General features: G+C 51.6%; 21 protein-coding genes and 1 tRNA gene. 16 read left to right on the top strand and 6 right to left on the bottom strand.

From position 1 onward, the window contains the following. Nucleotides 1-18 precede the first annotated feature (18 nt). From JOD20_RS14710 to JOD20_RS14685, 6 genes are all read left to right on the top strand, one after another. On the top strand, nt 19-822 hold the full coding sequence (locus tag JOD20_RS14710) for an STM4013/SEN3800 family hydrolase (RefSeq protein ID WP_204755991.1): 804 nt from the start codon (nt 19-21) through the stop codon (nt 820-822). Further along, complete coding sequence (locus tag JOD20_RS14705) at nt 809-2128, top strand: STM4012 family radical SAM protein (RefSeq protein ID WP_204755990.1); 1320 nt, start codon at nt 809-811, stop codon at nt 2126-2128. Before JOD20_RS14710 ends, JOD20_RS14705 begins: the two co-directional genes overlap by 14 nt. After that, nucleotides 2125-2991, top strand: a complete 867-nt coding sequence (locus tag JOD20_RS14700) for an STM4011 family radical SAM protein (RefSeq protein ID WP_204755989.1) — start codon at nt 2125-2127, stop codon at nt 2989-2991. The genes JOD20_RS14705 and JOD20_RS14700 overlap by 4 nt, the downstream gene beginning before the upstream one ends. Nucleotides 2992-3342: 351 nt before the next feature. Continuing rightward, complete coding sequence (locus JOD20_RS14695; protein WP_204755988.1) at nt 3343-5271, top strand: HlyD family efflux transporter periplasmic adaptor subunit; 1929 nt, start codon at nt 3343-3345, stop codon at nt 5269-5271. After that, on the top strand, nt 5271-5948 hold the full coding sequence (locus JOD20_RS14690) for an ABC transporter ATP-binding protein (RefSeq protein ID WP_204755987.1): 678 nt from the start codon (nt 5271-5273) through the stop codon (nt 5946-5948). The genes JOD20_RS14695 and JOD20_RS14690 overlap by 1 nt, the downstream gene beginning before the upstream one ends. A gap of 11 nt (nt 5949-5959) precedes the next feature. Then, a complete protein-coding gene (locus JOD20_RS14685; protein ID WP_204755986.1) occupies nt 5960-7288 on the top strand; it encodes an ABC transporter permease in 1329 nt (442 codons plus the stop codon). A 130-nt stretch (nt 7289-7418) separates the two neighbouring features. On the opposite strand, the gene JOD20_RS14680 is transcribed toward JOD20_RS14685, so the two are convergent. After that, on the bottom strand, nt 7419-10001 hold the full coding sequence (locus JOD20_RS14680) for a LuxR C-terminal-related transcriptional regulator (RefSeq protein ID WP_204755985.1): 2583 nt from the start codon (nt 9999-10001) through the stop codon (nt 7419-7421). Between the two features lie 137 nt (nt 10002-10138). Here JOD20_RS14680 and JOD20_RS14675 point away from each other — a divergent pair, with 137 nt between their 5' ends. From JOD20_RS14675 to JOD20_RS14660, 4 genes are all read left to right on the top strand, one after another. Further along, nucleotides 10139-12025, top strand: a complete 1887-nt coding sequence (locus JOD20_RS14675) for an alpha/beta hydrolase family protein (RefSeq protein WP_204755984.1) — start codon at nt 10139-10141, stop codon at nt 12023-12025. Nucleotides 12026-12283: 258 nt separating this feature from the next. Further along, nucleotides 12284-12359 (top strand) — tRNA-Ile (locus tag JOD20_RS14670). A 262-nt stretch (nt 12360-12621) separates the two neighbouring features. Continuing rightward, nucleotides 12622-13047 (top strand): hypothetical protein, encoded by a 426-nt coding sequence (locus JOD20_RS14665; RefSeq protein ID WP_204755983.1) that lies wholly within the window; start codon nt 12622-12624, stop codon nt 13045-13047. Further along, entirely contained in the window at nt 13044-13268 is a 225-nt protein-coding gene (locus JOD20_RS14660) for a helix-turn-helix transcriptional regulator (RefSeq protein ID WP_204755982.1), read from the top strand. The genes JOD20_RS14665 and JOD20_RS14660 overlap by 4 nt, the downstream gene beginning before the upstream one ends. A gap of 50 nt (nt 13269-13318) precedes the next feature. On the opposite strand, the gene JOD20_RS14655 is transcribed toward JOD20_RS14660, so the two are convergent. From JOD20_RS14655 to JOD20_RS14635, 5 genes are all read right to left on the bottom strand, one after another. Further along, nucleotides 13319-14917 carry a hypothetical protein gene (locus tag JOD20_RS14655; protein WP_204755981.1) on the bottom strand — a complete coding sequence of 533 codons (1599 nt, stop codon included), beginning with the start codon at nt 14915-14917 and terminating at the stop codon, nt 13319-13321. Between the two features lie 24 nt (nt 14918-14941). Continuing rightward, entirely contained in the window at nt 14942-15325 is a 384-nt protein-coding gene (locus JOD20_RS14650) for an HIT family protein (RefSeq protein WP_204755980.1), read from the bottom strand. After that, nucleotides 15322-15999 carry a HEAT repeat domain-containing protein gene (locus tag JOD20_RS14645; protein ID WP_204755979.1) on the bottom strand — a complete coding sequence of 226 codons (678 nt, stop codon included), beginning with the start codon at nt 15997-15999 and terminating at the stop codon, nt 15322-15324. The genes JOD20_RS14650 and JOD20_RS14645 overlap by 4 nt, the downstream gene beginning before the upstream one ends. A gap of 3 nt (nt 16000-16002) precedes the next feature. Then, the gene (locus JOD20_RS14640) at nt 16003-16863 is read right to left on the bottom strand and encodes an SDR family oxidoreductase (RefSeq protein WP_204755978.1); all 861 of its coding nucleotides are present in this window, start codon (nt 16861-16863) and stop codon (nt 16003-16005) included. A gap of 75 nt (nt 16864-16938) precedes the next feature. After that, nucleotides 16939-17679: a GNAT family N-acetyltransferase gene (locus JOD20_RS14635; RefSeq protein ID WP_204755977.1), complete on the bottom strand. Its 741-nt coding sequence runs from the start codon at nt 17677-17679 to the stop codon at nt 16939-16941. Nucleotides 17680-17785: 106 nt separating this feature from the next. Here JOD20_RS14635 and JOD20_RS14630 point away from each other — a divergent pair, with 106 nt between their 5' ends. From JOD20_RS14630 to ureC, 6 genes are read left to right on the top strand one after another with little or no spacing between them, the layout of a single operon-like run. Further along, the gene (locus JOD20_RS14630) at nt 17786-18529 is read left to right on the top strand and encodes an SIR2 family NAD-dependent protein deacylase (protein WP_204755976.1); all 744 of its coding nucleotides are present in this window, start codon (nt 17786-17788) and stop codon (nt 18527-18529) included. Nucleotides 18530-18555: 26 nt separating this feature from the next. Then, on the top strand, nt 18556-19302 hold the full coding sequence (locus JOD20_RS14625; protein WP_204755975.1) for an urease accessory protein UreF: 747 nt from the start codon (nt 18556-18558) through the stop codon (nt 19300-19302). Continuing rightward, nucleotides 19302-20165, top strand: coding sequence for an urease accessory protein UreD (locus JOD20_RS14620; protein WP_204755974.1), 864 nt, complete (start codon nt 19302-19304; stop codon nt 20163-20165). The genes JOD20_RS14625 and JOD20_RS14620 overlap by 1 nt, the downstream gene beginning before the upstream one ends. Nucleotides 20166-20180: 15 nt before the next feature. Further along, on the top strand, nt 20181-20483 hold the full coding sequence (locus JOD20_RS14615) for an urease subunit gamma (protein ID WP_054533184.1): 303 nt from the start codon (nt 20181-20183) through the stop codon (nt 20481-20483). A gap of 13 nt (nt 20484-20496) precedes the next feature. Beyond that, nucleotides 20497-20889 (top strand): urease subunit beta, encoded by a 393-nt coding sequence (ureB, locus tag JOD20_RS14610; protein ID WP_204755973.1) that lies wholly within the window; start codon nt 20497-20499, stop codon nt 20887-20889. After that, nucleotides 20886-22595: an urease subunit alpha gene (gene ureC / locus JOD20_RS14605; protein WP_204755972.1), complete on the top strand. Its 1710-nt coding sequence runs from the start codon at nt 20886-20888 to the stop codon at nt 22593-22595. The genes ureB and ureC overlap by 4 nt, the downstream gene beginning before the upstream one ends. Nucleotides 22596-22606 lie beyond the last annotated feature (11 nt).

Genomic DNA, 22606 nt, shown 5'->3' with positions numbered 1-22606 from the left:
AAACCCTCGAAAGATACAATGAAACAATACATTCCAACGCACGATATTGTGCTCGTGACCTTTGATACCTTGCGCTACGACGTGGCGTGTGCTGAGTGGGCCAATGGCGGCACGCCCAATTTACGCGCACTTTTGCCGCATGGTTGGCAGGAACGGCATAGCCCAGGCTCGTTTACCTATGCATCCCATCAAGCAATGTTTGCTGGCTTTATGCCAACCCCAGCCACGCCCGGCCCGCATCCACGCTTGTTTGCAGCGCGCTTTGCTGGCAGCGAAACCACGGTTGACCAAACCTTTGTGTTTGATGCTCCCGAGGTGGTAACTGGCTTGGCGCAGGTTGGCTATCGCACAATTTGCATTGGCGGCGTGGGCTTTTTTAATCGCCAAACCGCCTTGAGTTGCGTACTGCCCGATTTATTTCACGAAGCGTATTGGGAGCCGCGCTTGGGCGTAACCGAGCCACGTTCGACCGAGTTTCAGGTGGCCTTGGCAGTTGAGCGCTTGCAGGCGATTCCTGCTGAGCAACGGATCTTTTTGTTTATCAATATTTCAGCGTTGCATCAACCAAATGCCCATTATTTGGCTGGCGCTACGGGCGATACGCTGGCGAGCCATGCTGCTGCGTTGCGCTATGTTGATAGCCAATTGCCTGCGTTATTTGCTGCGTTACGCCAACGCAACCCAACCTTTATGATGCTCTGTTCGGATCATGGCACGGCCTATGGCGACGATGGTTTTTACGGCCATCGCTTGGCGCATCCCAGTGTTTGGACTGTGCCCTATGCTGATTGCTGCTTGGAGGAAGCCGATGCATCTGCGTGAATATGCCAATGCTACGCCCTATATGGGCTATAGCTATAGTTACCCGCACAAATCGGCCTATCGCCAGCTCGCGCCACGTTCATTGCGCGAAGTTTGGGCCAGCGAGTCGCACGCGCAATTATTTTTATATTTGCACATTCCGTTTTGTGAAATGCGCTGTGGTTTTTGCAATTTGTTCACCACCACTAACCCACAAGAAGTAGTGGTGCAACGCTATTTGGCAACTTTAGAAACTCAGATGCAGGCAGTGCATAATGAGCTTGGCCCATTGCAGTTTAGCCGCATGGCGATTGGCGGCGGCACGCCAACCTACCTTGATGCAGCCGAGTTAGAGCAACTATTTAGCATGAGCCAACGCTGGCTAGGAGTGAATTCGCGCGCGATTCCGCTTTCGGTTGAAACCTCGCCGCATACCGCAACCGCCGATCGCATGGCAATTTTGCGCCAAGCAGGGGTTGATCGGGTGAGCATTGGGGTGCAAAGTTTCCTTGATCATGAAGCGAATGGAGCTGGCCGTGCCCAACGCCGCCCTGAGGTTGAGCAGGCATTAAATACAATTCGCGCTGCCCAAATTCCCACGTTGAATATTGATTTGATCTATGGCTTGCCCAACCAAAGCGTGGCAACCTGGCTCGAATCGTTGGAAATTGCCTTGCAATGGCAGCCAGAAGAACTGTATTTGTATCCGTTGTATGTGCGACCGTTGACTGGCTTGGATCGGCGTGGCACGGGCTGGGAACAGGATGTGCGCTTGGAATGCTATCGAGTTGGCCGCGAACGCTTGTTGGCGGCAGGCTACCAACAAATTTCAATGCGTATGTTTCGCGCCGCTCACGCCCCCGACGATAGCCAAGGGCCAAGCTATTGTTGCCAAACCGATGGCATGCTGGGCTTGGGCGCTGGCGCTCGTTCGTACACCCGCGCTTTGCACTACTCCAGCGATTATGCGGTCGGAGCCAGCTCGGTACGCCAAATTATTCAGAGCTACAACCAACGCAGCCTGTTTGATTTAAGCCAGGTTGATTATGGCTGTGAGGTGTCGAGCGCTGAGCAACGCCGCCGCTTTGTGATTCAATCGCTGTTGCAGGTCAGCGGGCTGGATGCGCAGGCTTATCGAACGCAATTCGGCAGTGAGCTTTTAGACGATTTAGGCCAAATCAACGAATTATTGGAATGTGGCTGGGCTGAATATCATAATGGCAGCTATCAACTAACCGCCGCAGGCCTAGAACGCTCGGATCTGATTGGGCCGTGGCTTTACTCGCCCCAGATTCGTCAGCTTAGCGAGGAGTTTATTCTGCGATGAATTTAGCAATTCTGTATCGTGGCCCCTTATCAAGCTGTAATTATGGCTGTAGCTATTGCCCGTTTGCTAAGCACCAAGAAACTGCCGCCGAGCATGCCCACGATGAAGCTGCACTACAACGCTTTGTAGAATGGTCTGCTCAACAAACTCAGCTTCAACTAAGCATTTTCTTTACACCTTGGGGCGAGGCCCTGATTCGGCGGCGCTATCAACGGGCAATCGTGGCGCTGGCCACCATGCCCCATGTGCAAAAAGTCGCGATTCAGACCAATCTTTCGGCGCGGCTCGATTGGGCCGAGGATTGCCCGAAAGAGCGGCTTGGTTTGTGGGCAACCTATCATCCAACCCAAACGCCGCGCGAGCGCTTTTTGGCCCGTTGCCACGAAGCAATTGAGCGCGGCATTCCAATTAGCGTTGGTGTGGTCGGCATGCATGAACATCAGGCCGAAATTGCGGCCTTGCGTGAATTGCTGCCCGAGCAAATTTACCTTTGGGTCAATGCCTATAAACGCGAAGTTGGCTATTACAGTCCTGAGGAAATTGCCCAACTGACAGCGATTGATCCGCTCTTTCCGATCAACAATACCCGCCATCCTTCGGCGGGGCGGGCTTGTGCCACGGGCGAGAGCGTGATTTCGGTCGATGGCGATGGCACGATCCGGCGTTGTCATTTTGTGCGCGAGCCAATTGGCAATATTTACAATCCCGATTGGCAGGCTGCGTTGCAACCACGAGTTTGTGCCAATGCCACCTGTGGCTGCCATATTGGCTACATCCATATGCCGCATTTGGGTTTGCAACAGGTCTTTGGTCAAGGCATGCTCGAACGCATTCCGCAAATTCCGCTTGAAACCTTGGGCTAAATTTCAGCAGTTGATCCCTCACATCCAGCTCTTACAAAGCTGGATGTTTTTTATGCCTCGTTTGATATTGACATAACTATTTGCAGATACGATTGGGCGGCAATCAATGGTAATAGTTGGATAATATCTGCTGGTAGGGCTAGGCCACTACTGCGCTATACAATGCTTTTGTGTGCTGAACACAACGCCACGGCTTGTTGATTACTCCCCAAGCGCATCCAGGTGCTCAGCAAACATTCTCTTCACAGCTACAGCATAATTTTAAATTGACATAATTTGTATGGCGATGATGATCAAGCTTGATCGTTGCGCTAGGTACTTAATCCAAATTGCCCAACAAGGAGCGTTCCCATGGCTGAATCAAGCTCAGCACAGCCCAAAAAACGTGGCTACAAATGGTTTGTGATTGGCGGGGCGGTGATTTTAGTGTTGGTCTTGCTGCCGTTTGTGCTTGGCGGCAAGAATTCTGCGACCGTCTCGGCCAGCACGACTACGACCATCCAACGTGGCCGTTTGGTTTCGTCGGTGCTTGGGAGTGGCACGATCAACCCCAAGCAAAGCCTTGATTTGAGCTTTCAGACCACGGGAATCGTCAGCACGGTCTTGGTGAGCGAAGGTCAAAATGTGGTTGCAGGCCAGATTCTGGCTGAGCTTGATGATCGCAATTTGGCATTAAGTGTGCTTTCGGCAGAAGCTAATTTGCAAAGTGCTCAAGCTCGTTTGCGCCAAACCCAAGATGGCAATGCCCGACCAGAAGATTTAGCGGCCTCGCAAGCAAGCGTTGATAATGCTAAGGCCAATTTGCAAAAAACCGTGACAGGCAACACGACCGCTGCCGATATTGCTGCCGCCCAAGCCAGCGTTGCCAATGCAGAAGCCCAATTGCGCAAGGCCAAAAATGGCACTGCCACGCCTGCCGATTTGGCCAATGCTGAAGCCTCGGTGCGCTCTGCCCAAGCCAAACTCGACGATCTGCGGGCAGGGCCGAAGCCAGAAAAAGTCTCAAGTGCCCAAGCCACGCTCGATCAAGCCAAATCAAGCCTAGAGCAAGTTAAATCCGATGCCTCGAAGGCCAAAACCCAAGCTGGGCTTGACCGCGATACCGCGGCGAATGCGGTGCGCAATGCCCAAACTAGCCTCAGCCAAATTTATTGGGAAACCCACGATGAGGCTGGCAATTGGAAGAAAAAGCCCGACGATGCTGGCTATCAAAACGATGTTGATCGCTATACCAATGCCCAGCGCGATGAGCAAGATGCCCAATCCAAGCTCAACGCCGCCCAACTAGCCTACGACAACGCAGTAACCCAAGAAGGCTTGGATATTGCCAACGCCGAGGCCAAAGTGCGCGATGCTGAGGTGCAATTGCAAACGGTGTTGAAGGGCGCGACGGCACTCGAAATTACTCAGGCAGAGGCTGCGCTCGACCAAGCTAAGGCCAATCTGGATAAACTCAAGCAAGGCGGCACGCCCGATGATGTGGCAGCAGCCCAAGCCAACCTCGACCAAGCCAAAGCCAATTTGCGCAAATTGACCCAAGGTGGCACGGCGGCTGATGTGGCTGCGGCCCAAGCCAATGTTGATCAAGCTGAAGCCAATCGCGATAAACTCACCGCGCCGCCAACCGATACTGATTTGGCAATTCAAGCGGCGGCGGTCTCGCAAAGCGAACAATCGTTGAATCAAGCCCAATTACAACGTGATAACGCGACCTTGCGCGCCCCGTTTGCTGGCGTAATTACCTCAGTTTCGATTGTGCCAGGTGGCTCGTCGAGCGGCGTGGTGATGCATATTCTTGATCGCAGCAACCTCTATGTTGAACTCAACTTGAGTGAAACCGATGTTGCCTTGGTTGCCTTGAATCAAAAAGTTGAATTAACAATTGATGCGCTTGATACATGGAGCGCCGAAGGCACGGTCAGTTATATCTCGCCAGTTGCTGAAGTTTCGAATGGCGTGGTGATTTATCGGGTCAAAATCAGCGTGCCCAGCAACGATCCGCTGGTTAAAGTTGGCATGACGGTTAATACGAACATTATTCTCAGCGAAAAAAGCGATGTTTTGCTGGTGCCTAATTCGGCATTGTTGCCCAAAGGTAGTGGGCGAGCGGTGCAAGTGCCCGATGGCGCTGGTGTGCGCGAAGTCGATGTCGTAACGGGGATTAGCGATGGCTCGTTTACCGAAGTGCTGAGCGGCTTAAACGAAGGCGATACGATTATTGCCGTGCCAACCGCCGCCTCGGATAGCGGCAGCCGTGGCTTGTTCGGCGGAGGCCGCTAATGATTAGCTTGCGCGATATTCACAAAACCTACCAAATGGGCGATGTGCTGGTGGCGGCGCTGCAAGGCGTGAGTTTCAGCATCGACAAAGGCGATTTTGTGGCGATTATGGGGCCAAGCGGTAGCGGCAAAAGCACCGTTATGAACTTGATCGGCTGCTTGGATACGCCAACCTCGGGCGAATATGTGCTTGATGGCGTGGCGGTGGATCAGCTTTCGAGCAATGATTTGGCGCTGGTGCGTGGGCAAAAATTAGGCTTTATTTTTCAGCAATACAATCTCTTGCCACGCCAATCGGCCTTGCGCAACGTCGAAATGCCCATGATTTATCGCGGCGTTTCGGGATCTGAACGCCAACGTCGGGCTTTGGCAGCACTCAATCTGGTTGGAATGGGCCAGCGCGTTGATCACCGCCCAAACGAATTGAGCGGCGGCCAGCAACAACGGGTGGCGATTGCGCGCGCTTTGGCTGGCAGCCCTTCGGTAATTCTGGCCGACGAGCCAACCGGCGCGTTGGATAGCAAAACCAGCAGCGAAATTATGGAATTGCTGCGGCGTTTGAATCGTGAACAAGGGATTACGGTTGTGCTGGTGACTCACGAACACGATGTGGCGGCCTATGCAGCGCGGGTGCTGACGATGCGCGATGGCCAGTTAATCGGCGATCAGCGTAACTAAAGGATGCAACGATGACAACGCTTGATGTGCATGCTGCCCCTGAATCGACCCCAGTTGCTGCCGATAGCATTTTGTTTCAGCCGATTACTGCCAGTTCGAGTGGTTTTGGCAGCCTCTGGGAGGTTGTGCGAATTTCGTTTGGCAGCTTGCTGGCCAATAAAGTGCGCTCATTATTGACGATGCTGGGCGTGATTATTGGTGTGGCCTCAGTGGTTTCGCTCTTGGCACTGGGCAATGGCGCGAGCGCTTCGATTACTGGCGAAATTGAGGCGATTGGCACCAATATTCTGACAATTTCTGCTGGCTCGCAAAATCGCGGGCCTGGCAATGCAACCGCCGCCCAAAACCTGACGATGGACGATGCCAAAGCGATTGAAGCCTTGCAATTGCCAGTTATCGGTGTGGCTCCGCAGCTGAATTCAAGTGCGCAAATCGTAGCCAAATCTGCTGATAAAAATGCCCAGGTTATTGGCATTACGCCAGCTTTTCAAGTGGTTAATAATTTGACCATGCAGCAAGGCAGTTTTATTAGCGATGAGCATTTGCAAGGCGCAAACACCGTAATTGTGTTGGGTTCAACCTTGGCCAAAGATTTATTTGGTAATGGCCAAGCCTTAGGCCAAACTGTGCGGATTAATAACCAAACCTTGCGTGTGGTTGGAATACTTACGCCGCAAGGTGGCAGCGCCTTTGGCTCGGAAGATGATCGCGCCTATATTCCAATTACTACGGCTCAAAAGCGTTTGTTCAATGCGCGCACGCCTGATGGCAATGGCTATCGGGTTGGCTCGATTACGCTTTCAGCGATTAATGCCAGCGATCTTGATGCCTTGCAATCGCGGGTGAGCATGCTGCTGCGTGAGCGCCATCACCTTAAACTTGATGGCAGCGCTGATGATTTTAATGTGATCAACCAAGCTGAAATTTTGGGCACGCTCAATACCATCACCTCGATGATGACCCTATTTTTGGCGGCGGTCGCAGGCATTTCGCTGCTGGTCGGCGGAATTGGGATTATGAATATTATGCTGGTGAGTGTGACCGAGCGCACCCGTGAAATTGGCTTGCGCAAAGCGGTGGGCGCACGCAGCCATCATATTTTGATGCAATTTGTGGTCGAGGCCGCAGTTTTGAGTATGACGGGCGGGATGATTGGGCTGATGCTGGGCAGCATTATTCCTATTATAGTGACCCAACTTGGCGTGCTCGATGCGCCGATTGATGTGCAAACTGTGGGCGTGGCAATTGGCTTCTCGCTTGGGGTTGGCTTATTCTTCGGAATTTACCCAGCTCAACGCGCCGCAAAGCTGAACCCAATCGATGCTTTGCGCCACGAATAGATTTTCCTCACCCCAACCCCGCTCCCATCCGATGGGCGAGGGGCTTTAATTCCATGGTTTTTGCGAAATTCGTGGTGAAAACCCAAGGTTCCCCCTCGCGCGCGTTTTCGTGGGCGAGGGGGTGAGGGAATCAATCAATCAGCCCTTGCTCGCGGGCCTTAACGATTGCTGCTGTACGATTGTGTACATCGAGCTTGAGATACAAATTGCTAATATGGCGTTTGAGCGTGCTTTCAGCAATCACCAAGGCTTCAGCAATTGCCCGATTGCCCAAACCAGCTGCCAAGTAGCGCAAAATCTCATGCTCGCGCGGCGTTATCGCCAAATCATCGGTATCAAGCCGATTATGGTGCAGCAAGCGCACAACCATTGGGCTGCTTGGCAATTGTTGCAGCAAGGGAATCAAGCCAGCATGTAAATCAAGCAAGGGCTGAATAATCGACTCTGGCTCGGCGATTGCCAAGGCATGCTGCAATTGGCCAATTGCCTTGGGCAGCTGACCCTGACGAGCTAACACCATGGCGATGGTTGCATGAATGCTAATCAACAACGGTACATAATTGATGCGCTGGGCAGTTGCCAACGCTTTATCAAGCAACGCGCTGGCCTGATCGAACTGGCCTTGACGCAAGGCCAACAAGCCACCAAGCCATTGATTGCTCGGATTATTAATTTCCTCTTGGTTCGTGTTAATCAGGGCTAGCCATTGAGCTGCTTGGCTCAAATCATGTTGCTCGATCGCAATCAAGCAGCGGGTTTGTTGAATAATTAGCCGCACCTTTTCGCTCTCTTGGCCGATTGCTTGCTCCTCAAGTTGTTGCAGCGCTTGCAAGGCTTGGGGATATTCGTTGAGCGATTGCAAAATTGCCACGCGCTGGGCTTGGGCAACACACCACATATAGCGATTATCCATGGCTTTGCTGTTGGTGAGGCTTTGCTCAGTCGCGGCCATAGCTTCGGCCAATTGATTGCGCTGGTGATAAATGCGGGCCAACATCCAATGCATGCCAGCCATAAACGGGCGCGGCGTTGGCAAGGCCTGCGATTGTTCGATCAAGCTCAAACACAATTGTTCAGCCCGATTAAAATGGCCTAAATCGGCCAACAAGCCTGCCCGATTGACCGCGCCGACGGTTGATAAAAAGCGACTGTTGATTGTTTGACCCAAGGTTTCGGTTTGCTGATAGAACATTTCTGCTTGCTCTGCATCGCCTTGAAAATGGGCGACGACCGCCAAACAAAAGGTCATCACGCCTTGAATCACTGGATCGTTGCTGGTATTGAGCCGCTTGGCCTGTTCGCCCCACAAGGTTGCTTGCTCTAATTTCGAGGTAATCGTGGCGGCTAACGCACCTAAGGCCAAGGCTTCTGCGGCCAAGGGATTTGGCTCGCTGCTATCGACCAATTGGCTAATCCGTTCGATGTAGCCTTGTACGCCTTCGCCATTGCGCAGCGTAATCAAAATCCACATTTGGGCAATGCACAAGCGCGGTTCGTTCCAAATCACATGGGTTGGCAATTGATCAAGCCATGGTCGCAAGGTATAAAATGCTGCTTCACGTACAAATTGGCCAACCCATGGCGCAAGAATATTGGCGGCCAATTGATGGGCTTGGGCTTGCAACGCATAATGCATCGCATCGTGAATATAATGCTGCTCGCCACACCATTGGGCTGCTAGCGCTAACACGTTGTTGCGCAGCGCTGGCTCAACCAAACTGGCGTGTTGCAGCAGAAAATCGCGAAACAGCGGGTGTAATTGCCACCACTCTTGATCAAGCGCCCCAATAAACAACTGACGCTCGATAATCGCCTCAAGCTGGCTTGGGCCAAGCGCTAAGGCTTGTTGAATAAACTCGGCCAGCGAACGATTAAAACGTTCAAGCGGGGCCAAGGCCAACAAGGCTTGCTGAATCGAGGTTGGCTGTTGCTGAAACACTTCTTCGAGCAAATAGACGCTAATATCGCTGGCTTGACCAGAATTGAGCGCGCGCAGGCCTTGTTCAGGGCTGGGCGCTTCGGATAAGGCTAAGGCTGCGAGCTGTAATCCGGCAATCCAGCCAGCGCTTTGTTGCAAGACTTGGCTTTCGACGTGCTGATTGAGCCGCATATGCATGACTTCGCGCAAAAACTCGCCGCCTTCATTATCGGTGAAGCGCAAATCGTTTACGCCAAGGGTGGTGAGCCAATTGCGGGCGCGCCAACGTGCTAAAGGCAAGCTTGGCTGTTGGCGACACGTCAATAAAATGTGTAATTGTGGCGGGCAATGCTCAATCAAGGTGCTGATGGCTTCATGAATCACTGGATGATCGATCATTTGATAATCATCGAACACCAGCACCCACTGCTCGCTTTGCTCGTGCAGTTCGTTAATCAGGGTTGTGATCAAATTAATCACGACCTGATGGCCCATCATTTCGAGCCATTGCCAATTGAATTGCGGCAATTGGGCCTGAAAACCACGTTGCACATATTGGGCAAAGCGTAATGGATCATTATCGTGATCATTGAGGGTGAGCCAAACGTTGCGGGTTTGATTGTTGGCGTGCAGCCAGGCGCTGACTAAAGTTGTTTTGCCAAAGCCTGCTGGCGCGCTGATCAAGGTAAGCCGTTGTTTGCGTCCATGGTCAAGCCGTTGATATAACCGCGAACGCTTGACGACTCGTTCACGCGGTGGCGGGACAACTAATTTGGTTTGAATAAGTTGGAGCATATGAAAATCCCTCAACACGTGTCTTTTAGTCTACCATAGCCAACTACACCTTGTGGCTACACCTTTTGAATGAAGCTTGATTGCTGTGATTTCTCTACAATAGCGTCAAACGTGCTGTTACCAAGGAGATAAAAGAAATGCCGCGCATCGAAGCCCTACTTGCCGCCCGTCAATTTGTTGTGCCCCAACGCTCGGGCGAGTATTTGTATTTTATTAGCGATTTGAATGGTCGCTTGAGTTTGTATCGAATGTTGTTAACTGGCAGTGTGCCTGAGCCGCTGTTGCCACCAAATATTGCCTTGCAAACGCCGCACCATATGGATGGTAAATCGTTCGTGGTGCTGGCTGAATATAATCAAATTGTGGTTATGATTGATCAAGATGGTGACGAAAATTATCAGCCAATGCGCATTCCCCTCACTGGTGGCTTCCCTGAGTTGATTTTCGGTGATCAATTTGCCGGAATGCAAACCACGATTGCCAAAATCGATCTTAAAACTGGGATTGGCTATTTGACGGCTAGTTCACGCACGCGGCCTGAATTTAGCGGTTATCAAATTAATGTGCTTGAAAGTAGCGCAACCTTACTCGCTACTGCCGCTGAAGGCCCATTCTATGCCACTTCTTCGCCCGATCAACAAACGATATTGACCATCGATGCCTATGGCATTGGCGATACCGTGGTCTATCGGCAGAAGCTGGGCAGCACCGAGCGCAGTGTTATTTTTGGCACGCCTATGGAACAACGCACAACCACAATCGAGCCAAATGGCATGGGTTTTGCCGAATGGGTCAACGCTGATTATGCCTTGTTTAGCACGAGCTTATTTGATGATTGCTATAGTTTGGCCTTGTTGCGGCTTGATGGCTCGCAAAGCTTAGATTCAGTTGCGATTGAAGGCTTGGTGCATACCGGCCAAGGCGAGTTTGATCGTTTGACCAAGCTCAGCGAGCAGCGCTATTTGCTTGGCTACAACATCGATGGCTGTTCGTGGTGCTACGAAGCTGAGCTAGATCTCGCAACCAAGCGCATGCTGGTTACTAAAGTATTGTGTGGTCAAGCGCCGCTTGATAATGGCGTTTTGGAATCGATTGCCTATGATTCAGATAGCGATAGCTTTGCGCTTTCGTTCTCGACCGCCATCGCTCCAACCCAAATCTACACGATCAAACCGAACCAAGAGCTGCAACAACATACCAACGAACGGGTTTTAGGCATTCCAGTCGAACATTTATCAGCTGGTGAAGATGCCTCGTTCAACTCGCACGATGGCTTGCGCATTTCCGCGCGATTGTATCGCCCAGCCCCAGCCTTAGGCTACGAAGGCCCGCGCCCATTGGTCTATTACATTCATGGCGGCCCTCAAGGCCAAGAACGGCCTGATTTTGCTTGGTTCTCGATGCCATTGATTCAATTTTTGGCCTTGAAAGGTTTCGCGGTGTTTGTGCCGAATGTGCGCGGCAGCAGCGGCTATGGCTTTAATTATATGAACCAAGTTACCCACGATTGGGGCGGCCAGGATCGGCTTGATCATGTGCATGCTATGACCAAAGTGCTTGCCAACGATCCCTTGATCGATACCAAACGCGCTGGGGTAATGGGCCGTTCGTATGGTGGCTTTATGACCTTAACCTTGGTTGGTCGCCATCCAGAGCTTTGGCAAGCTGGGATCGATATGTTTGGGCCGTATGATTTGCACACCTTCTCGGCCCGCGTGCCCGAAACCTGGAAGGCCTATATGGCGACCCAAGTTGGCGACCCTGTAACCGAATCGGATTTCTTGGTCGAGCGCTCACCAAAAACCTACATTCACAATTTGGCGTGCCCCTTGTTGGTAACCCAAGGAGCCAACGATCCACGGGTGATCGAGCAAGAATCGCGCGAAGTCGTCCACGAGTTGCAAGCGCTGGGCAAAAATGTCGATTATCTGTTGTTCAACGATGAAGGCCACGATGTGCTGAAATATGCCAACAAAGTGACCTGCTACAACCGCATCACCGACTTCTTTAGTCAGTATCTTTAGGCTTTGCTGCAAGAGTAGCTTAAAGATTCTTATCGAAAGTAAGCAACGGAACTAGATCTTTGTGTTATGGGTAATCCAAATATTAAACTTTAGGGGGTGCAGGGGGATGAAAACCCCCTGCGTTTCCCGCCTTGAGGCGGGACGGAAGGGTGGTGATTAACTATTTTAATCAATAAATCCACCATGTGAGCATGATTGATTTGAATGAATTGCTGCACCATTATTTGAAAAATATGGTACTATACACTCCGGTGAGAAGGGCCATTAGCTCAACGGTTAGAGCACGCGGCTCATACCCGCTTGGTTGGGGGTTCGAATCCCTCATGGCCCACCATCAACCCCCTCGCTCACCAAATCTCCCAAACCAATCACCCAGTAAAAATTGTATTCCTAACATTTAAATAAAGCTTATCGCCAAGAAAACTATTACTAGCGGATTAGTTTATTATATTTTTGGTATAAAAACGTCCTATTCAAAGCTCTCCCTAGGTAGTATTCTTTAATGTTATATATTCTATACATATTGACAAAAATAATTTACATGATGTATAGTATTTTTAACATAAATTAGTTGAACTAGCTTGGAGGAGTGTTCGATGGCGTACCGTGAAAAAACTGCGTGGCTCTCGTTGATTGCGTTGGCAGTGGCATTTGGCCCTTATTTTGCACTTACAGTAATTTCTCCGCCCGATGATACGCTGCCCAATTTGAGCCAACTAGGCTTTTTTGGCATTGCCAGCGTGGTTCGCATGCTGATTCTTGGCGGTGGCTATCTGTATTTGCGCTACAATTCGCCCAAGGCCGATCGCATGCCGCTCGACGAGCGCGATCGGGCGATCTCTCAGCGTTCAATCACTGCTGCCTACTATGTGTTGATGGTGGGCATGCTTATCGTAGGCATGATTATGCCGTTCAATCAAAGCGGCTGGACCTTGGTCAATAGCGCTTTGTTGATGATTGTGCTTGCTGAAGTTGTGTGTGGCAGCATTGTTGTGCTGAGCTATCGCTGGCAGCGTGCATGAAAGCAACGCTTGTCAATCGAATTCGCCTCTTGCGCTTTCAGCATGGCGAAATGTCGCAGGCTGAGCTTGGCCAGTATATCGGCGTAACTCGCCAAACAATTGCCGCCATCGAGGCTGGCAAATATTCACCATCGCTTGAGGCGGCGTTTCGGATTGCCTATGTGTTCAGAGTTCCCTTGGAAGAGGTTTTTCAATGGGAAGTTGACGAACAGGCTGATTAATTGAAAATGCAGCACCCTTATTTTGTCGCAAGGGTGCTGCGTTTTTAGCATTATTGTGGGGTTAAGAAAATTGGCGCGCCAGTAAGTTGAATATTATTGCCGCTGATTGTGCTGCTTGTACCATTCCACGTTACTTTGCTGTAGCTTCCGCTCAGGTTGATGCTTGCGCTGGCAGTTTCGTTACGATCAAGCGTGGTTTTGGCCCAAAGCACATAGCGCAGTTGGTTGTTTTTGCGAAAGGCCGCGCCATCGATGGTATTGGGCAAATTGAGCGCTGTCGTGGCTGTTGCATCGTAGCGCCAGCCATACAGCTGATTATAGGTTGTGCGATTGGCAATGCCTTCACTTGTCACAATTTGGTTATTTGGCGCATCACGTTTGAGATTTTCGTAAAATCCCATTAATTGATATTCATCTTGGGCAGTTGCATAATCTGCGCCTTCACCAGTTGCGAACCAATAGATTTGCAAAATACCAAGCTGCTGACCTTTGATAATCGCCTTAATCAAATAATTGCGCTGAATTTCCTCGCCGCCTGCATAATTATTGAAAGCTTTACGCGAAACATTGGTTTCAGTGATGATGCTTGGTTTGTGGGGAAAGGTTGTGCCATTGTAGTTGCGATTAACTAAGGTTTGGTTCATTCCATGATATTGATCTTGGAAAACTTGGCTCATACGGTCGCTATGCCGCACATAGACAAAACCACCAGCATTATTATCCCAATATGAGCCACCATACTGTGGATAAATATGGTAACTCAGAGTATCAAAATAGGCTCCGCCAGTTAATGGATATTGGCTAGTAATTTTGCCGGCATCAGGATTATCACTATAACGTAGCAATGCATCCAAAAATGAAGCATAGCCAATCCCACCTGGAGCAACATAGCTGTCAGGATCAGTTTTTTTGATCACAGTATAGGCAATGCGCAATAAACGAATGTAGTTATAGATTGGTGCGTTCAGATTTGGTAATTCATTCGGCGTTGGCGCACTATCCCACCAGCTGCCGCCGCTTGCTCCTGGGTTAGCATAGGCTCTAGCGCTGCCAGTATAATCTGGCTCGTTAATAATTTCGTAGAAGCGCATATATTTGCCATAAGTGCTGGCAATTTGCCATGCATAAACTGCAAATTTATTTGCATCATTAACTGGTGTGCCATTTTCGCCATTATCCCAAATTGGCTCGTACATGCCTTGCCAAAGCTTGCTCTGGACTGGCGTGCCATTGTTGCTGAAATAGCTGGCTGGATCGCGCCACGCCGCCCGTGGCTCACCTAAAAAGACCGTGTTTTCGCGAAAATTAAGCGTCGTGGAAATATACTCAAAAACTGGAACCCGAATTGCTGCGCCCCATTGGCCAATAAAACTATCGGGCAGCGAAGCTCGCGCGCTGTGTGCGCCAGCATCAGCGCCAATTGCATAAATTTTCTGGTCGTCCCAGCCGTTGCCATAGTAGCCAGGGTTTAGCCCAAATTGAAAAAGTGCTGAATAACTTGGCACAAACGTATTTGCCGTAAACTCGGAATTGCCTATCACAACTGGCAAATAGGTGCTGCTTGGCGGCAAATAATTCGCCCCAAGACTTGAAACCGATCCCAATAGCAAGCAAACGAGCACGAATCGCCGTAAGGCATGCAGAGACATACAACCTCCTGAAGGTGTTGGTTGTTAATTGTCGAAACGCTTGGTAGCAGTGGATTTGAGGTTGAAGTGGACAGCACCATTAATTGGCTCATTGGTTAGGCGTGGAATAATGTGCATATGGACGTGCTGAATCACCACGCCAGTAACCTCGCCACAATTCCAGCCAATCGTATAGCCAAGGGGTTTATGGCTGATGTTGATGAAAATTTTGACCAGGTTGAGCATGTCTTGCATCGCATCCCATTCGTCGAGATCCATTTCGTGGCGGGTTTCGCAATGGCGTTTGGGAATAATTACGCCCGAACCAGCGAGGACTTTATGGGGTTGTTGCAGAAAGCGGCAAAAGTGATTTTCGAGCATGGTTTCGATTTCGAGGGTGGCGGGATCGCAAAATGGGCAAGCATTCATGGCGTTTCCTCATCCGCTTCTTCTTCGTTGGATTTCAACATGTCGCCAAGCCGCATTAAGGCTTCGATCAAACTGTGGTCATGGGGTTTTTCGGCTTCTTCCAAGGCCCGAACCATGCCCTCACGCACCGACGTACCCCAAGTTGTTTCAACCCGTGGGTCTTCGTGGAGCAGCGCTTCTTGCAAATGGGTGATTGAATCGGGCACGTGGAGCGCGGCCAAGGCCACAGCAGCTTCGTAGCGCACATCGCTATCGGGGTGGCGCAAGGCTAGCACCAAGGCATGAAACGCCCGTGGATCACCAATTTTGCCCAGCGAGCGAGCAGCTCGGGCGGCAATTTCGGGGTCGAAATCAGTTAATGCAATTAATAAGTGATTGAACACCCGTGCTTGGCCAATTACGCCTAAAATTCGAATTGCCTCGATCCGCAATTGGCGGTTTTTTTGCTCCATCAGGTCGAGCAAGGCTGGCACGGCGGCAGCGCCGATTACGCCCAGGGTCCATGCAGCGCGCATGCGAATTTCGCGCTGTGGCGAACGCAACAGTGGAATCAAAAATGGCACAGCTGGTTCGCCAAATAACCCAAGGGTAAACGCCGCCTGCGAACGCACAAACTCATCGGTGTGTTGCAAATCGGCGACTAATTGAACGATCGATTCAGGTGTGCGCTCCATGCGTCACCTCCTTGTGACATCATCAATGCTTCGAAGAATAGTGCTAAGTTGCGATTGGGTTGCGCGATTATCAACGACAACCCGCGATGGGCGACGTAAGCCACTGGCGCTTGTGCTGCCAGCGGGCAAACCCGTGGAATCAAGGCCATTCCACGTGAGCAAGGCTTGGCCAAGCTCAAATCGACTGAGAATTTGTGGGCCTACAAGGTGAAATATACCATAAAGCCTTGGTTTTTGTGCAAGTTCCAGCAAGGCTTGGGCCACATCTTCAACAAAGACAGGGCAACGCATTTCATCGGTAAATAGTACGCCATCACGCTCGCCGCGCAACATCGCCAAGGCCATGGTGGTGTTGGGGTCAAGCGGGTTTTGGCCATACAACAGCGAGGTGCGGGCAATCGCTGCCTCAGGATTGAGCGTCGCCACCAGCGCCTCGGCAGCGGCCTTCGATGCCCCATACGGATGGATGGGAGCTGGAACATCACTTTCCGTATACGCCGCATCGCGCCCACCCCAAACTGCATCCGATGAAACATGCACAAAGCGGGCCTGATGCTGAGCCGCCCAAGCTGCCAAGCTGGCGGTGGCCTGCACATTAACTGCCCACAAAGCCTCGTTGGTCATAGCAGCGCCCATGGCTGGCGTGACCGCCGCCGTATGAATAATTGCGCTTGGCTGAATGCGATCAAGCAACGCTTGAAGCTGCGTTTGATCAGCCAAATCGCATGCCACATGTTCGCCTGCTAGCGCTGGGTTGCGCCAACTTTGGCTATATATTTTATTCCAAATTGTTGTCTGCTGAGCAAAATAAGCAACTCGCTGGCCGAGATAGCCCGATGCTCCGGTGATTAACAAGCGATTCATTGCCCTACCATTGCTAAAAAACTGATTAATCGTATTGTAGCCGAGCTTGCAAGCCTCGCAAAGGCAATTATTGGCTTATTCGCTTGCTTCAGCTGGTTCAAAAACCGTGAGCGTTGCCAGTGGTTGATAGCCCAATTTTTGGTAGAGCGGTAGCCCAGCCTCGGAGGCTATGAGCACGCTCCAGCATTCGCCAAGCGCTGCTGCTTGCTGCAAAACAGCGATCATCAACGCCTGAGCAATGCCGCGTCGCCGATAGTTGGGGGCAGTGTATAAATTTGTCACATAGCTATGCGCTGGATCAACCTGGCAAACCCGTACTCGCGCCACCACCTCAGCATCAAGCCGAATAAAACTATGGCGCAACCGTGGCTCCAGCAGGCGAGTGACTGTGAGCCAAGCCCGCTTGGCAGGATCGTGCGTGTTCAGCCATTCCATATCGGCGATGGTTGTAGCTTGGGCCACCGCATAGCGTGGATCAGGTGCTGGTAGATTGTTGAGGGAGCGGGCAAGCAGCACTTCGCTTGCGCTATGGCGATAGCCTGCGGCATGGTAGGCAGCATGCTCGCTGGTTGGCCGATCAACCAGGGTAATTCGATGATCGACACTTGGCTGATAGTCTGCAAGCAGCGCAAGCACCTCAGCAGGCGCATGGCTTTGTACAATCGCTTCATCAGCAATCTGGCGCTGCTGATTCCAAACATCATCACTATGCAAGATGTCGAGGCCAGCTAGTTGCTGGCGACTTGAGCGATTTTCAGCACTAGGAATACCAATTTCGCCATGCATAAAAATCTCCAAGGCTTGATTAAGCTGCATGTTCTGCTCCATAATAATTGCTTGAACGCTTGCAATAGCCTATTCCACAGGCCCAAATATCCTATACTATGCTAATTGACGCTTGATCGGCCTAACGAGGGAATATATGACTGAATTATTTGATCAGGGCCTAATTGAAACCTTGCGGGCAGCTCGTTCGCTCACGATTTTAACTGGCGCAGGGATGTCTGCTGAGAGTGGCATCCCAACGTTTCGTGACAGTTTGACTGGGCTTTGGAATACGTTTGATATTGAACAAGTGGCAAGTTTGGCGGGCTACTTGCAGCAACCGAAGGCAGTCTGGGAGTGGTATCACACCCATCGCCAACAGATTTTGGCGGTTCAGCCCAATGCCGGCCATCGGGCTTTAGCCCAACTTGAGCAATATATTCCCAAAGTCACGCTGATTACCCAAAATATCGATGCCCTACATCAACGAGCTGGTTCAAGCACCGTGATCGAGCTGCATGGCACGATTGATACTATTCGTTGTAGCGCTGGCGACCATGGTATTTCCGCGTGGCCAGATAGCTCAAGTTTGCCGCTTTGTGCGATTTGTGGCGCGCCATTGCGGCCTGATGTGGTCTGGTTTGGTGAGCGCTTGGATCTGGCTAAACTTCAGGCGGCAGAAGTAGCCAGCCAAACTTGTGATGTGTTTTTGGCAATTGGCACATCGGGCCTTGTGGCTCCCGCCGCGACCTTTCCGATGACAGCCCGAGCGCATCGTGCCCGTTTGATCGACCTGAATCTTGAAGATACGCCGTTGAGCCGCCATGCGCGCCATCGTTTGCGTGGCCCAGCAGCACAGCTATTGCCAGCTTTAGTTGCCGCAACCTGGCCTGAGGCCTAAGTTTGTGCAATCTGCTCGAATAGGGTTTGGATAGTTTGCCTAGAGTTGGCGATTTTCTGCTCGGCTATACTGGCGTGATGATGTTAAACGCTGCTTTGGCCCAACTCAAATTATTGCAACTTGCTGATAGCGCCTTGCCGATTGGCTCAACCGCCCATTCGTATGGGGTTGAGTCGTTGGTGGCCGAGGGCCAACTTGGCGTGGCTGGGCTGGGCCAGTTTCTGCGCGCTTTTGTACAGGAGAGCGGCCAGCTCGAAGCCTATTTGGCCTATCAGGCTTGGCAATTGGGCGCTGCTGCTGAATTTGCGCAGCCATGGCTGGATGTGAATGATCATGCAGCGGCCTTCAAGCCAGCCCGCGAGAGCCGTCATGCTAGCGCTGTGCTTGGTCGACGTTTGTTAAGCTTGGCCTTGCAACTAGAACCCTTGCCACGTTGGCAACAGGCCAACAGCCTTGCCCAAACCCAGCAGATCGAAACCCATCATAGTTGTGTGTTTGGTTTGGTGGCGGCTGGCTTGGCAATTGAGGCCGAAGCGATGCTCGCCGCCTTATTGCAACAAATGACATTAAGCCTGATTTTGGCATGCCAGAAAATCTTGCCGCTTGGCCAAGTGCAGGCCCAGCAATTGTTGTGGCAGTTGAATCCAACGCTTCAGGCAGTTGTTGAGCAAACCCCAAGCATCACATTTGCTGATCTCGCGCCATGTAGCATCGGCTTGGATGCTGCGAGTATGCGTCACCCGTTGCTGGGGACGCGCCTGTTTATAAGTTGATGCAACCATCAGCGCGCCTTGAGCGAATGCATGGCCATCTGGCGCTTGATTTTACGCTCAAGCAGCAACGCACGCGCTTGACGGTGCGCGAACATCGGCCACCGTTGCAGGTTGTACGCGATTTTGGGTTGGCCGATGGCACGAGTTTTGTGCATTTACATAATATTGCTGGCGGCGTGTTGGCAGGCGATCAGCTGACTACTACAATCAATTTAGCCGTAGCGACCAAAGCCCAACTGACGACCACGAGTTCAACCCGCATTTATCGCAGTGCTGGCGAGCAGGTGGCTTATCAAGCTATGCATGCCAATTTGGCTGAACATAGTTTGTTGGAATATTGGCCCGATACGACGATTCCGTTTGCTGAAAGTATGTATCATCAACAAACACGAATTGATTTGGCTGATGCTGCTGGCTTGTGTTGGTGGGAATTTCTTGCGCCTGGCCGCGAAGCCTATGGCGAGCGTTTTGCCTATCGTCAGTTGCGCTTGGATTGCGATATTTATGCCTTGGGTCGGCCATTGCTGCTTGATCGCATGCGTTTGCAACCAAGTCTACAACAACTCAATAATCCACTGTATTTTGGCAACTACAGCTATTTGGCCACGGGCTACATCTGTCGGGTTGGGTTGGATGCTGGCCAGTGGAAAGCCCTCGAAGCTGAATTAATGGCCTTTGCGTCCAGCCAAACCAAACTTGGGCGCTGCCTCTGGGGCGTGAGTTGTTTGGCTGCTCATGGCCTAATGATTCGCGGCTTGAGCACCAATAGCCGCGATTTGCTGACAACGGCGTTTGACTATTGGCGCATCGCCAAACAAGCTTTATATGGCACAAGCCCAAATCTGCCGCGCAAAATTTATTAGGATGAGGCTTAACCAATGCATTTAACTCCGCGTGAACAAGAAAAATTGTTGATTGTCGTGGCCGCCGATTTGGCGCGTCGTCGTCAGGCGCGTGGCCTCAAGCTGAATTATCCCGAAGCGGTGGCGATTATCAGCGCCGAATTGCTAGAAGCTGCCCGCGATGGCAAAAGCGTCGCCGAAATTATGAGCTATGGCACGACGATTTTGAGCGTTGACGATGTGATGGATGGCGTTGCCACAATGATTCACGAGGTTCAAGTTGAGGCCACGTTTCCCGATGGCACCAAACTTGTGACCGTGCACGACCCAATTCGTTAAACAGGAGCCGCGAATGCAGCCAGGCGAATATCTAATCGATCAACCAAACGAGGCAATTGCCGCTAATCTTGGCCGGGCAAGCTTTGAAATCCTTGTTGCCCACACGGGCGATCGGCCAATTCAGGTTGGCAGCCACTACCACTTTTTCGAGGTCAATCGGGCTTTAGTCTTTGATCGCAGCCTTGCGTATGGCATGCATCTCAATATTCCGGCGGGCACGGCGGTCCGTTTCGAGCCAGGCGATAGCAAAATTGTGACTGTGGTGGCGTTTGCTGGCTCGCGCCAGATCTATGGCCATAATGGCTTGGTCAACGGGGCTTTAGATGCAGCTGATCAGGTGCAAATCAGCCTCAATGCTGCCCAAGCCCTGCAATTTGGCCATCGCCCGGAAGGAGATTTGGAATGAGCCTCTGGATTCCACGCCAAACCTATGCTGATTTGTATGGCCCGACCAAAGGCGACCGCCTGCGTTTGGCCGATACTGAATTGATTATTGAGATTGAGCACGATTTTGCCCACTATGGCGATGAAATTACCTTCGGCGGCGGCAAAGTGATTCGCGATGGCATGGGCCAAAGCAGTAGCGCCCACGCTGTGCTTGATTTGGTGATTACCAACGCGATCATTATCGATCATTGGGGCATCGTCAAAGGCGATATTGGCATCAAACAAGGCCGAATTGTCAAAGTTGGCAAGGCTGGCAATCCCGATACCATGGCCGGAGTTGACCCAGAATTGGTAGTTGGCGCTAACACCGAGGTCATTGCTGGCGAGCACTTGATCGTCACTGCTGGCGGCATTGACAGCCATATTCACTTTATTGCGCCTGGCCAAATTCCCGAGGCGCTTTCGAATGGCGTGACCACGCTGCTTGGCGGTGGCACTGGCCCAGCCACGGGCACAAAGGCGACGACCTGTACGCCAGGCATTTGGAATATGGCGCGCATGCTGCAAGCCGCCGATGCTTGGCCAGTCAATATTGGCTTTTTGTGCAAAGGCAATGCTGCCCAGCCAGAATCGTTGATTCAGCAAATTCAGGCTGGCGCATGTGGCTTGAAATTGCACGAAGATTGGGGCACAACGCCTGCTGCAATCGACATGTGCTTGCGCGTCGCCGACCAATACGATGTGCAAGTGGCAATTCACACCGATACGATCAACGAAGCTGGCTTTTTAGAAGATACGCTGCGGGCGATTGCTGGCCGTACTATCCACACCTATCACACTGAGGGCGCGGGCGGCGGCCATGCTCCCGATATTATCAAAATTGCTGGCGAACGTTATGTGCTGCCCTCATCAACCAACCCCACGCGCCCCTACACCGTCAACACGATTGCCGAACACCTTGATATGTTGATGGTTTGCCACCACCTCAACCCGCAAGTGCCCGAAGATGTGGCCTTTGCTGAAAGCAGAATTCGGCCAGAAACGATCGCCGCCGAAGATATTTTGCACGATCTCGGCGTAATTAGCATGATTTCGAGCGATTCGCAGGCGATGGGGCGGGTTGGCGAAGTTGTGACCCGCACTTGGCAAACCGCCCACAAAATGAAAGTTCAACGCGGCCCGCTGCTCGGTGATTCGGCGCGCAACGATAATCAACGGGTCAAGCGCTATATCGCCAAATATACGATTAATCCGGCATTGGCCCATGGCATTGCTCACGAGGTTGGCTCGCTTGAGCCTGGTAAATTAGCCGATTTGGTGCTCTGGCAGCCAGCATTTTTTGGCGTAAAGCCCGAGCTGATTGTCAAAGGCGGCATGATTGCCTGGAATGCGATGGGCGATGCCAATGCCTCGATTCCCACGCCGCAACCAGTGCTCTATCGCCCGATGTTTGGGGCCTTTGGCGGGGCGATTGGCGCAACCAGTTTGACCTTTGTTTCGGCGGCAGCGCAACAAGCAGGGATTGGCCAACAGCTAGGCTTGCAAAAAGCAACCGCTGCGGTGCGTGGTTGCCGCAGCGTCCAAAAAGCCGATCTCATTCACAACAACGCTACCCCAGTGATCGAAGTTGACCCTGAAACCTATGCTGTGCGAGCTGACGGCGAATTATTGACCTGCGAGCCAGCCAGTAGTTTGCCCTTGGCTCAGCGCTATTTCCTATTCTAATTGTGAGGAAT

The organism is Herpetosiphon giganteus (assembly GCF_016907925.1).
GTDB classification, from domain to species: domain Bacteria; phylum Chloroflexota; class Chloroflexia; order Chloroflexales; family Herpetosiphonaceae; genus Herpetosiphon; species Herpetosiphon giganteus.
This window is presented reverse-complemented; position numbering and strand designations above follow the sequence as displayed.

Excerpts from the sequence above, each read along its gene's own strand:
- JOD20_RS14615 (WP_054533184.1), top strand. The coding sequence starts at position 20,181 with ATGCATTTAACTCCGCGTGAACAAGAAAAATTGTTGATTGTCGTGGCC.
- JOD20_RS14680 (WP_204755985.1), bottom strand. The coding sequence starts at position 10,001 with ATGCTCCAACTTATTCAAACCAAATTAGTTGTCCCGCCACCGCGTGAA.
- ureB (WP_204755973.1), top strand. The coding sequence starts at position 20,497 with ATGCAGCCAGGCGAATATCTAATCGATCAACCAAACGAGGCAATTGCC.
- ureC (WP_204755972.1), top strand. The coding sequence starts at position 20,886 with ATGAGCCTCTGGATTCCACGCCAAACCTATGCTGATTTGTATGGCCCG.
- JOD20_RS14665 (WP_204755983.1), top strand. The coding sequence starts at position 12,622 with ATGGCGTACCGTGAAAAAACTGCGTGGCTCTCGTTGATTGCGTTGGCA.
- JOD20_RS14650 (WP_204755980.1), bottom strand. The coding sequence starts at position 15,325 with ATGAATGCTTGCCCATTTTGCGATCCCGCCACCCTCGAAATCGAAACC.
- JOD20_RS14645 (WP_204755979.1), bottom strand. The coding sequence starts at position 15,999 with ATGGAGCGCACACCTGAATCGATCGTTCAATTAGTCGCCGATTTGCAA.
- JOD20_RS14690 (WP_204755987.1), top strand. The coding sequence starts at position 5,271 with ATGATTAGCTTGCGCGATATTCACAAAACCTACCAAATGGGCGATGTG.
- JOD20_RS14640 (WP_204755978.1), bottom strand. The coding sequence starts at position 16,863 with ATGAATCGCTTGTTAATCACCGGAGCATCGGGCTATCTCGGCCAGCGA.
- JOD20_RS14685 (WP_204755986.1), top strand. The coding sequence starts at position 5,960 with ATGACAACGCTTGATGTGCATGCTGCCCCTGAATCGACCCCAGTTGCT.
- JOD20_RS14630 (WP_204755976.1), top strand. The coding sequence starts at position 17,786 with ATGACTGAATTATTTGATCAGGGCCTAATTGAAACCTTGCGGGCAGCT.
- JOD20_RS14710 (WP_204755991.1), top strand. The coding sequence starts at position 19 with ATGAAACAATACATTCCAACGCACGATATTGTGCTCGTGACCTTTGAT.
- JOD20_RS14695 (WP_204755988.1), top strand. The coding sequence starts at position 3,343 with ATGGCTGAATCAAGCTCAGCACAGCCCAAAAAACGTGGCTACAAATGG.
- JOD20_RS14655 (WP_204755981.1), bottom strand. The coding sequence starts at position 14,917 with ATGTCTCTGCATGCCTTACGGCGATTCGTGCTCGTTTGCTTGCTATTG.
- JOD20_RS14700 (WP_204755989.1), top strand. The coding sequence starts at position 2,125 with ATGAATTTAGCAATTCTGTATCGTGGCCCCTTATCAAGCTGTAATTAT.
- JOD20_RS14620 (WP_204755974.1), top strand. The coding sequence starts at position 19,302 with ATGCAACCATCAGCGCGCCTTGAGCGAATGCATGGCCATCTGGCGCTT.
- JOD20_RS14705 (WP_204755990.1), top strand. The coding sequence starts at position 809 with ATGCATCTGCGTGAATATGCCAATGCTACGCCCTATATGGGCTATAGC.
- JOD20_RS14660 (WP_204755982.1), top strand. The coding sequence starts at position 13,044 with ATGAAAGCAACGCTTGTCAATCGAATTCGCCTCTTGCGCTTTCAGCAT.
- JOD20_RS14675 (WP_204755984.1), top strand. The coding sequence starts at position 10,139 with ATGCCGCGCATCGAAGCCCTACTTGCCGCCCGTCAATTTGTTGTGCCC.
- JOD20_RS14635 (WP_204755977.1), bottom strand. The coding sequence starts at position 17,679 with ATGCAGCTTAATCAAGCCTTGGAGATTTTTATGCATGGCGAAATTGGT.